This window comes from Actinokineospora pegani (assembly GCF_009745975.1).
Taxonomy (GTDB): Bacteria; Actinomycetota; Actinomycetes; order Mycobacteriales; family Pseudonocardiaceae; genus Actinokineospora; species Actinokineospora pegani.
In genome coordinates, this window is sequence record NZ_WHOL01000083.1 from 34,133 (window position 1) to 43,638 (window position 9,506).

The 9,506-nt window shown below is 72.4% G+C and carries 8 protein-coding genes; 6 read left to right on the plus strand and 2 right to left on the minus strand.

The window, feature by feature from the left end:
• Positions 1 to 52 precede the first annotated feature (52 nt).
• Together GCL84_RS13560 and GCL84_RS13565 are read left to right on the plus strand one after the other, a co-directional pair.
• Positions 53 to 1,939 carry a sensor histidine kinase gene (locus tag GCL84_RS13560; RefSeq protein ID WP_197523223.1) on the plus strand — a complete coding sequence of 629 codons (1,887 nt, stop codon included), beginning with the start codon at positions 53 to 55 and terminating at the stop codon, positions 1,937 to 1,939.
• A gap of 46 nt (positions 1,940 to 1,985) precedes the next feature.
• Entirely contained in the window at positions 1,986 to 2,642 is a 657-nt protein-coding gene (locus tag GCL84_RS13565; protein WP_156755814.1) for a response regulator, read from the plus strand.
• A 32-nt stretch (positions 2,643 to 2,674) separates the two neighbouring features.
• Here GCL84_RS13565 and GCL84_RS13570 read toward each other — a convergent pair whose 3' ends face one another.
• Positions 2,675 to 3,901, minus strand: coding sequence for a trans-sulfuration enzyme family protein (locus GCL84_RS13570; protein ID WP_235926222.1), 1,227 nt, complete (start codon positions 3,899 to 3,901; stop codon positions 2,675 to 2,677).
• An 88-nt stretch (positions 3,902 to 3,989) separates the two neighbouring features.
• Between GCL84_RS13570 and GCL84_RS13575 the strand changes: the two genes are divergently transcribed.
• Entirely contained in the window at positions 3,990 to 4,619 is a 630-nt protein-coding gene (locus tag GCL84_RS13575; RefSeq protein ID WP_156755816.1) for a maleylpyruvate isomerase family mycothiol-dependent enzyme, read from the plus strand.
• Positions 4,620 to 4,650: 31 nt separating this feature from the next.
• On the opposite strand, the gene GCL84_RS13580 is transcribed toward GCL84_RS13575, so the two are convergent.
• On the minus strand, positions 4,651 to 5,400 hold the full coding sequence (locus tag GCL84_RS13580) for a helix-turn-helix domain-containing protein (RefSeq protein WP_156755817.1): 750 nt from the start codon (positions 5,398 to 5,400) through the stop codon (positions 4,651 to 4,653).
• 177 nt (positions 5,401 to 5,577) lie between these two features.
• On the opposite strand from GCL84_RS13580, the gene GCL84_RS13585 reads away from it, so the two are divergent.
• The 3 genes from GCL84_RS13585 to ispG all read left to right on the plus strand — a co-directional run.
• Entirely contained in the window at positions 5,578 to 6,576 is a 999-nt protein-coding gene (locus GCL84_RS13585) for a 4-hydroxy-3-methylbut-2-enyl diphosphate reductase (RefSeq protein ID WP_156755818.1), read from the plus strand.
• The gene (locus GCL84_RS13590) at positions 6,573 to 8,390 is read left to right on the plus strand and encodes a 1-deoxy-D-xylulose-5-phosphate synthase (RefSeq protein ID WP_156755819.1); all 1,818 of its coding nucleotides are present in this window, start codon (positions 6,573 to 6,575) and stop codon (positions 8,388 to 8,390) included. The genes GCL84_RS13585 and GCL84_RS13590 overlap by 4 nt, the downstream gene beginning before the upstream one ends.
• Positions 8,387 to 9,506, plus strand: a 1,120-nt coding sequence (gene ispG, locus GCL84_RS13595) for a flavodoxin-dependent (E)-4-hydroxy-3-methylbut-2-enyl-diphosphate synthase (RefSeq protein WP_156755820.1), incomplete at its 3' end; no start/stop codon positions are given. The genes GCL84_RS13590 and ispG, both read left to right, overlap by 4 nt.

Below are 9,506 nucleotides of genomic sequence, written 5' to 3' on the forward strand. Positions count from 1 at the left end.
CCGACCCCCTTCCGGACAATCGTGCCACCAGCCCGCACCCGAAGGAGCCCCCGTGCACGAGCGCCTGCGCGAGCACGCCTTGGCGCTCCCCCGCAGCGGCTTCCTGGTCGTGCTCAAGCTCTGCCAGGTCCTCAAGAGCCTCGCCATCCTCCTCAGCCTGCTGCTGCTGTGCTTCGGCCTCTGGTTCCCCTTCGTCCCCGCCGTCCTCAGCGCCCGCCGCACCGCCACCGCGCACCGTAGGGCGGCCCGCCGCTGGTCGGCGGTGCAGATCCCCGAGCCGTACGAACCACGCCCACCCGCCATCGAGCCGCAGGAGGACGGCCGCTTCAAACACGGCGCCCGCCTCTACCGACGGCGCTGGTGGCCGCAGTTCCTCGACAACATGACCTGGCTCAACCGCGACCGCGCCACCGCCCGCGACATCCTGTGGATGCTGGTCGACCCCTTCGTCGGACTGCCCTTGGTCCTGATCGGACCAGCCCTCGTCCTCGGTGGCGCGGCCGCCATCGCCCTGCCCCTGCTCACCCTCCCCATCCCCGCCGCGGTCGAGGTGGCGGGCGGGGTGGTCGCGATAGCGGCAGGCCTGGCGCTCGGTGCGCCGCTGCTGCGCGCGCACGCCCGCTGGACACGCGTCCTGCTGGCCCCCGAGTCAGCGCGCGCGGCCGTCCGCAGCCAACGCCGCACCCGCTGGTTCATCGCGCGCGGCTACGCCCTGGCCAGGCCCCTGATCCTCTTAGGACAGTCGCTCGGCAACCTGGTGGTCGGCCTGGTGACGCTCGTCGGCGTCACCCTGACCGGCGTCGTCGCCACCCCGCTCCTCCACGCCGTCCGACCGCTGGCCGACCTGCACCGCAGACAGGCCCACCAGTGGTCGGGCGTGCATGTCCCCCGCCCGTACCGCCTGCCCCCCGAGGCCCCCGCCCAGCGCGAGGACGGGATGTACGAGTACGGGCACCGCCTCTACCGCACCCCCGCGGTCCCGGCGCTGCGCCTGCGGGCCCGCAGCGCCCTGCGCGACCCGGCGACCTGGCGGGACCTGGGCTTCCTGCTGCTGAGCCCGCTGCTCGCGGTCATCCCGGCGCTGGCCACGGCCCTGTTCGTCCTCGGCATCTTCGGCATCGCCTGGCCCCTGCCCTGGCGCGACCACTGGGCCTGGGGCCTCACCCCCTGGGTGGCCATCCCCCTCGGCTACGCCATCGCCCTGCTGGCCGCGGCGATCTCGGCGCCGCTCATGCGCGCCCACGCCGCCTGCACCAGCGCCCTCCTCGGCCCCACGGCGACGGAGCGCGAGGAGCAGCGCACCCGCGCCATCACCGAGACCCGCCCCGAGTCCACCTGGGCCGAGTCCACCGAACTGCGCCGCGTCGAACGCGACCTGCACGACGGCGCCCAGGCCCGGCTCGTGGCCATCGGCATGGCCCTGAGCAACATCGAGTTCCTCATCGACAGCGACCCCGACCAGGCCAAGGCCCTGGCCGCGGGCACCCGCGCCGCCTCCGTCACCGCCCTGGGCGAACTGCGGTCCCTGGTCCGCTCCATCCACCCCCCGGTGCTGTCCGAGCGCGGCCTGGGCGACGCCCTCAAGGCCCTGGCCCTGGACCTGCCCCTCACCACCCACGTCACCGTCGACCTGCCCGGCTCCCTGGAGCCCCCCGTCGAGTCCGCCGCCTATTTCGCGGGCGCCGAACTGCTCAGCAACGCCATCCGCCACGGCGACGCCGACGAGACCTGGATCGACCTGCGCCACGAACGGGGCACGCTCACCCTCTCCGTCCTGGACGACGGCCGGGGCGGGGCGGACCCCACCCGGGGCACCGGCCTCACCGGCATCCAGCGCCGGATAGCCGTCTTCGACGGCACCCTCCAGGTGACCAGCCCGACCGGCGGCCCCACCAAAGCCGTCATCGGCATCCCCTGCGCCCTGCTCCCCCCTCGATAGCCCCGCGAGCGCGCCCGGTCAGAAATCCCCTGGGTAGGCTCATCCCGTGCGCATCGTGATCGCTGAGGACCTGCACCTGCTGCGCGACGGGCTCAGCCTGGTCCTGAGCACCCGCGGCTACGAGATCGTCGCCGCCGTCGGCAGCGGCCCCGAACTGCGCGCCGCGCTCGACGAGCACCGACCCGACCTGGCCATCGTCGACGTCCGGCTGCCGCCGACCTACACCGACGAGGGCATCAAGATCGCCCTCGAGGCGCGCCGCAAGCACGCGAACCTGCCCGTGCTGGTCCTGTCCCAGCACGTCGAGCAGCTCTACGCCCGGGAACTGCTCGCCGACGGCACCGGGGGCATCGGCTACCTGCTCAAGGACCGGGTGATGGGCGGCAACCAGTTCATCGAGGCCGTCACCTGCGTCGCGGGCGGCGGCACCGTCATGGACCCCGACGTCATCACCAAGCTCATGGCCCGCAACACCAAGCGCGACGCCGTGGCCGCCCTGACCCCGCGCGAGCAGGACATCCTCACCCTGATGGCCGAGGGCCTGTCCAACACCGCCATCGCCGACCGCCTGGTGGTCAGCGAGGGGGCGGTCAGCAAGCACACCACCAACATCTTCCTCAAGCTCGACATCCCCCAGTCCAACGACGCCAACCGCCGCGTCCTCGCCGTCCTGGCCTACCTCGACGGCCGCAGGACCGACTAGGTCCATGGGCTTGCCGAAACACGGCCCAGCGCTCAGGGCATGACCTTGTCCAGGGCGGTGGCGAGGTCGGCGATGATGTCCTCCGGCTCCTCCAGGCCCACCGACAGCCGCAGGTGCCCGTACTCCCGGAACACCGCCGGGTAGTGCTCGGTCCCCGCCCGGCCGTCGGTCCCCACATGCACGATCAGCGTCTCGTCGTGCCCCAGGGACACCGCGGAGGTGATCACCCGCAGCGCCGAGACGAAGCTGTTCTGCAGGTCCGGGGGGCCGTCCAGGGCGAAGGACAGCACGCCGCCGTTGCCCTGGAACTGGCGTTGCGCCAAGGCGTGGTGGGGGTGGCCTGCCAGGCCGGGGTAGGCGGTGAAGGCGATGCGGGGGTCGGCGGCGAGGTAGTGGGCGACGGCGTGGGCGGTGGCCTGCTGCTGGCGCATCCGCAGGGGGAGGGTGACCGAGCCGCGCATGATGAGCCAGGCGTTGAACGGGGACAGGGTGGCGCCGACGTCGACCAAGGCGTCGGCGCGGATGGGGTCGAGAAGGACGTGGGAGCCGATGATGGCGCCGCCCATGGCGTCGCCGTGGCCGTTGATGTACTTGGTGAGGGAGTGCACGACGAGGTCGGCGCCGTGGGCGAGGGGGCGGTAGACCGGCGGTGGGGTGAAGGTGCTGTCGACGGTGAGCAGCGCCCCGGCGGCGTGGGCGATCTCGGCCAGGGCGGGGATGTCGGCCACGGCGGTGGTGGGGTTGGCGATGGTCTCGGCGTGGATGAGCCGGGTGGTGGGCCGGACCGCCGCGCGGACGGCGTCGTGGTCGGTGATGTCGACGAAGGTGGCCTCGACCCCGTAGCGCTTGGGCAGCAGGTCGCCGAGCAGCCGCCACACGGCCTCGTACCCGACGGTGGACACCACGGCGTGGTCGCCGGTGCGCAGCAGGCCGAAGAACAGCGCGTGCAGCGCCGCCACCCCGCTGGCGAACGCGATCGCCGACCCCCCGCCCTCCATGGCGGCCAGCTTGGTCTCGAGCGCGTGCTGGTTGAACCCGCCGTTGCGGCTGTACATCAACTCGCCCGCCCCGGACCAGTCCATCGTGGCCGGGTCGTCGGGCAGCCGGTAGCAGTTCGCCATGACCAACGGCCCGCGCAGCGCCCCGGTGGCGGGGTCGACGTGGTTTCCCCCGTGGACGGCCCAGGTGGCCTCGCCCACCGTGCCGGGGTCGTGCTTGTCGGGGTGGTGGGTCGCGAGGCGCTTTTCGGTCGGTGTCACCTGCCCCATTCTGCGACCACGGGGCCAGGCCAGCACGATGAGGCGATTCCACCGATGATTGCGCGCCCCGAGCGGAGTCTCACCGAATATGAACGACTTCTGGCCCCTGGTCCACGCCGAACGCGCCACACTGGCCGACGACCTCGCCCACATCAGCGCCGACCACTGGGACACCCCGTCGCTATGCACGGGTCTGTCCGCGCGGGAGGTCCTCGCCCATCTCACCGCCGGGGCGACGCTGCGCTTCCCCCGGTGGTTCGCAGGCGTCCTGCGCCACCGCTTCGACTTCGACAAACAAGTCGACATGCGCCTGCGCGAGCACCTGGGCGATTCAGGCGCTGAGACGCTCGACCGGTTCAGGGCGGCGGTGGGCAACACCAGCACACCACTGGGTTTCCGGGGGACCGCACTGGGCGCCCTGGCGGAGACCGTCGTGCACGCCGAGGACATCCGCCGCCCGCTTGACCTGCGCCGCGACTACCCCGAGCAGGTTCTCACCGAGGTCGCGGCGCACTACGCGGGCACGGACATGGTCGTCCTCGCCAAGAGCCGCGTCACCGGCCTGCGGCTCACCGCCACCGACACCGGGTTCACCACGGGGACGGGCCGCGAGGTGCGGGGCCCAACCCTTTCCCTGGTGATGGCGATGACCGGCCGAGTCGCGTTTTGTGACGACCTGACCGGAGTGGGGGTCACCGAATTGCGTTCGCGGTGCTGAGATTGACACCTGACCGGTCGAGCCTGCGCGCCTAACTTGCCAGGGCCACCTTCTCCTCCACCAGCGCAACAGTCCGCCGCAGCAACGCGCCCGCGCTCTTGAGGTCGAGCTGGCGCACCGCCCCGGTCAGCACGATGGCGGCGACCGGCGCGGGCCCGCCCAGGCACAACGGCGCCGCGACCTCCACGAGGCCGGAGGAGGGGCGGGCGTAGGCGAGGCCGGTGCGGCGGACGAGTTCCAGCTCCTCGCGCAGGCTGACCGAGGTGAGCGCCCGCGACGACGTGGCGATCAAGAGCTTGCCCGGGGCGGTGGTGTGCGCGGGCGACGGGGTGCGCACGGCGCGGGCCATGGAAGTGTGGTCGTGGTCGTGCAGGACGGCGGTGTGGGTGATCGTGGCGCCGGTGAGCATGGCGAGGCTGGCCACCTGCCGGGTCTGCTGCACGAGTTCGAGCAGGTGCGGCGTGAGCAGGGTCGGCAGGGTGTCGACGGCGGCCTCCGCGCGGGGGCGGGCCAGGGTGCGCAGGTAGTCGCCGGTGCGGTAGGCCTTGTCGGCGTCGCGTTCGGCCAGCCGCAGGTCGGTGAGGATGCTCATGGTGCGGTGCAGCGAGGACTTGGGCAGGTCGAGGCGGTCCGCGAGCTGGGAGAGGGTCAACACGCCCCGCGCCTCGGCGAGGACCTCCAGGACGGCGAAGACCCGGCGCAGTGGTCCGCCGCCCGCGCGGCTGTCGGGGCTGAGCGGGGTGTGGCCCATGGTGTGCCTCCCGTCCTCGTTCGATGTCACCGATTCTTGGTCTACCGGCCGCTGCGCGGCTCGCGCAAAGGGGCACAGCACGCCTGGCCCGTGCTGTCATCGGGCGGGGCCCTTTGCGACTGTTCGGCCGAGGCGGCGACGGCCGGGTGTTCGGAAATCCGGGACTCGGCGTTGAGGCGCCGCCGCGCGTCGGCTTACGTTGCGGCCATGGAACTCGCGAGCACGCAGGAGCAGTCCGAGGACGGCGGTGCCCGCCGCGTCCTGTTGGCCGGTCCGCGATCGTTCTGCGCTGGGGTGGAACGCGCGATCGAGATCGTGGAGAAAGCGCTGGAGCACCAGGGTGCCCCGGTCTACGTGCGCAAGCAGATCGTCCACAACGCGCACGTGGTCGACGACCTGGCCAATCGGGGGGCGGTGTTCGTCGAGGAACTGGACGAGGTCCCCGACGGCGCGACGGTCGTGTTCTCCGCGCACGGGGTCTCCCCCGCGGTGCGCGAGGACGCCGACCAGCGCGGCCTCGAGGTGATCGACGGGACCTGCCCGCTGGTCACCCGCGTGCACGCCAAGGCGCGCAGGCTCGCCGCGCGCGGCGACACGATCGTGCTCATCGGCCACGCCGGGCACGAGGAGGTCGAGGGCACGATGGGCGAGGCCCCGGAGTCGATGGTGCTGGTGGACAAGCCGGGCGACATCGACGCGCTGGACCTGCCCGACCCGGAGAAGGTGTCCTACCTGACCCAGACGACGCTGTCGGTCGACGAGACAGCGGTGTTCATCGACGAGCTCAAGCAGAAGTTCCCGCTGTTGCAAGAGTCCGCCGCGGACGACATCTGCTATGCGACCACCAACCGGCAGAACGCCCTGCGCGAGATCACCGCCGAGTCCGACCTGGTGCTCGTCGTCGGCTCCACCAACTCCTCCAACTCGGTGCGGCTCGTCGAGCTGGCCCGCAAGGAGGGCACGCCCGCGTACCTGATCGACCGGGCCGCGGACATCAAGCCGGAGTGGCTCGACGGCGTGACCACGGTCGGCCTCACCGCGGGCGCCTCGGCGCCGCCCGCGCTGGTCGAGGAGGTCGTCGAGGCGCTGCGCCTGCGCGGCCCGGTCACCGTGGAGGAGCGCGAGATCACCCGGGAGACCACGCAGTTCGAACTGCCCTCCGCGCTGCGCGGGCGAGGCAGGCACGAGACGGAGGCGAGCGCATGACGGGCCAGCTCAGTCTGCTCGGCGGGATCACCGGCCCCGACCGGCTCAAGGCGTTGAACCCCGGCGACCTGCCCGCGCTGGCCGCCGAGATCAGGCAGTTCCTGATCGACCGGGTGTGCCGCAGCGGCGGGCACCTCGGCCCGAACCTGGGGGTGGTGGAGCTGACCATCGCTTTGCACCGGGTGTTCGACTCCCCCGCCGACCGCCTGGTGTTCGACACCGGCCACCAGGCCTACGTGCACAAGATCCTGACCGGCCGCCAGCAGGGGTTCGACACCCTGCGCGCCGAGGGCGGGATGTCCGGCTACCCCTCGCGCGCCGAGTCCGAGCACGACCTGGTGGAGAGCTCGCACGCGTCGAGCTCGCTGTCCTGGGCCGACGGCCTGGCCAAGGCGCTGCGGTTGCGCGGCGACCACGACCGGCGGGTGGTCGCGGTCATCGGCGACGGCGCGCTCACCGGCGGCATGGCCTGGGAGGCGCTGAACAACCTGGGCACGGGCAACGGCAGGGTTGTCGTCGTACTCAACGACAACGGCCGCTCCTACGACCCCACTGTCGGCGGTCTCGCGGAGCACCTGCGGGCCCTGCGCGAGGGCACGCACGAGGGCCCGAACCTGTTCCAGGACCTCGGTCTCACCTACCTCGGCCCGGTCGACGGGCACGACACCGCCGCGACCGAGGCGGCGCTGCGCGCGGCGGGCGCGGACGAGACCGGCCCGGTGCTGGTGCACTGCGTCACCGAGAAGGGGCGCGGCTACCCGCACGCGGAGAACGACGAGGCCGACCGCATGCACGGCATCGGCGTGCTCGACCCCGAGACGGGCAAGGCCCCCGGCGGCGCGCGGAGCTGGACGAGCGTGTTCGGCCAGGAACTCGTCTCAGTCGGCGAGGCGAACCAGGACGTGGTGGCGCTGACCGCGGCGATGCTGCGCCCGGTGGGGCTGCACGGGTTCGCGACCCGCTTCCCGGAGCGGGTCTTCGACGTCGGCATCGCCGAGCAGCACGCGGTGACCAGCGCCGCCGGGTTGGCCGACGGCGGCCTGCACCCGGTGGTGTGCCTGTACGCGACGTTCCTCAACCGGGCGGTCGACCAGGTGATGATGGACGTGGCGCTGCACCGGCTGGCGGTGACGTTCGTGCTCGACCGGGCGGGCGTGACCGGCCCGGACGGGGCCAGCCACCACGGCATGTGGGACCTGGCGCTGCTGGCCACCGTGCCGGGGATGCGGGTCGCCGCGCCGCGCGACACCGTCCAGCTCGCCGCGCTGCTGCGCGAGGCCGTCGCCATGACCGACGGGCCGACAGCGCTGCGGTTCCCCAAGGCAGGCGCGGGGGCGGAGATCCCGGCGCTGAGCCGGATCGACGGCCTGGACGTGCTGCACCGCAGCAAGTCGCTGCCGCTGGACGTGCTGATCGTGTCCTCCGGCGTCCTCGCGGCCCCCGCCGTGCTGGCCGCCGAACTGCTGGCCGCCCAGGGCGTCGGCGTGACCGTCGTCGACCCGCGGTGGCTGCTGCCGGTCAACCCGACGCTGGTGCACCTGGCCTCCCGGCACCGCACGGTCCTCACCCTGGAGGACGGCGTGCGCACCGGCGGCGTGGGCTCCGCGCTGGCGAGCGCCTGCGCCGAGGCGGGGGTGCCCGCCCCCGTTCGCACCCTGGGCCTGCCCGACGAGTTCCTCGACCACGGCCCCCGCGGCGGCATCCTCGACAAGGCAGGCCTGTCCGCCGCCGCGATCGCCGACACCGCACTGGCCCAGCACACCTCCGCAACCCCGAAGGCCCTGCCCGTGGGCCTGGAAGGAGCTCCCCGATGACCACGACAGCGTCGGCCCCGGTCTCGCTCGGCCTGCCGGAGGCGCCCCCGCCCGTCCTCGCCCCGCGCCGCAAGACCCGGCAGTTGCAGGTCGGGACGGTGGGTGTCGGTTCGGACCACCCGATCTCGGTGCAGTCGATGACGACGACCTTGACCTCGGATGTCAACGCCACGTTGCAGCAGATCGCGGAGTTGACCGCGGCGGGCTGCGACATCGTCCGGGTGGCCTGCCCGTCCGCCGACGACGCCGAGGCGCTGCCCGCGATCGCGGCCAAGTCGCAGATCCCGGTGATCGCCGACATCCACTTCCAGCCCAAGTACGTCTTCGCCGCGATCGAGGCCGGGTGCGCGGCGGTGCGGGTGAACCCGGGCAACATCCGCAAGTTCGACGACCAGGTCAAACAGATCGCCCACGCGGCCCGCGACCACCGCACCCCCATCCGGATCGGGGTCAACGCCGGGTCGCTGGACCCCCGCCTGCTGGCCAAGCACGGCAAGGCCACCCCGGAAGCGTTGGCCGAGTCGGCACTGTGGGAGGCGTCGCTGTTCGCCGAGCACGACTTCCACGACATCAAGATCTCGGTCAAGCACAACGACCCCGTGGTCATGGTCCGGGCGTATGAGATCCTCGCCGAGCAGTGCGACTACCCGCTGCACCTGGGCGTCACCGAGGCCGGACCCGCCTTCCAGGGCACCATCAAGTCCGCGGTCGCCTTCGGCGCGCTGCTGCGCCAGGGCATCGGCGACACCATCCGGGTGTCGCTGTCGGCCCCACCGGTCGAGGAGATCAAGGTCGGCACGCAGATCCTGCAATCGCTGAACCTGCGCCCACGCAAGCTCGAGATCGTCTCCTGCCCGTCCTGCGGCCGCGCCCAGGTCGACGTCTACACCCTCGCCGAGCAGGTCACCGCAGGCCTGGAGGGCATGGAGGTCCCACTGCGCGTCGCGGTCATGGGCTGCGTCGTCAACGGCCCCGGCGAGGCCCGCGAAGCCGACCTCGGCGTCGCCTCCGGCAACGGCAAAGGCCAGATCTTCGTCAAGGGCGAGGTCATCAAGACCGTCCCCGAACACCAGATCGTCGAGACCCTCATCGAAGAGGCCATGCGCATCGCCGAGG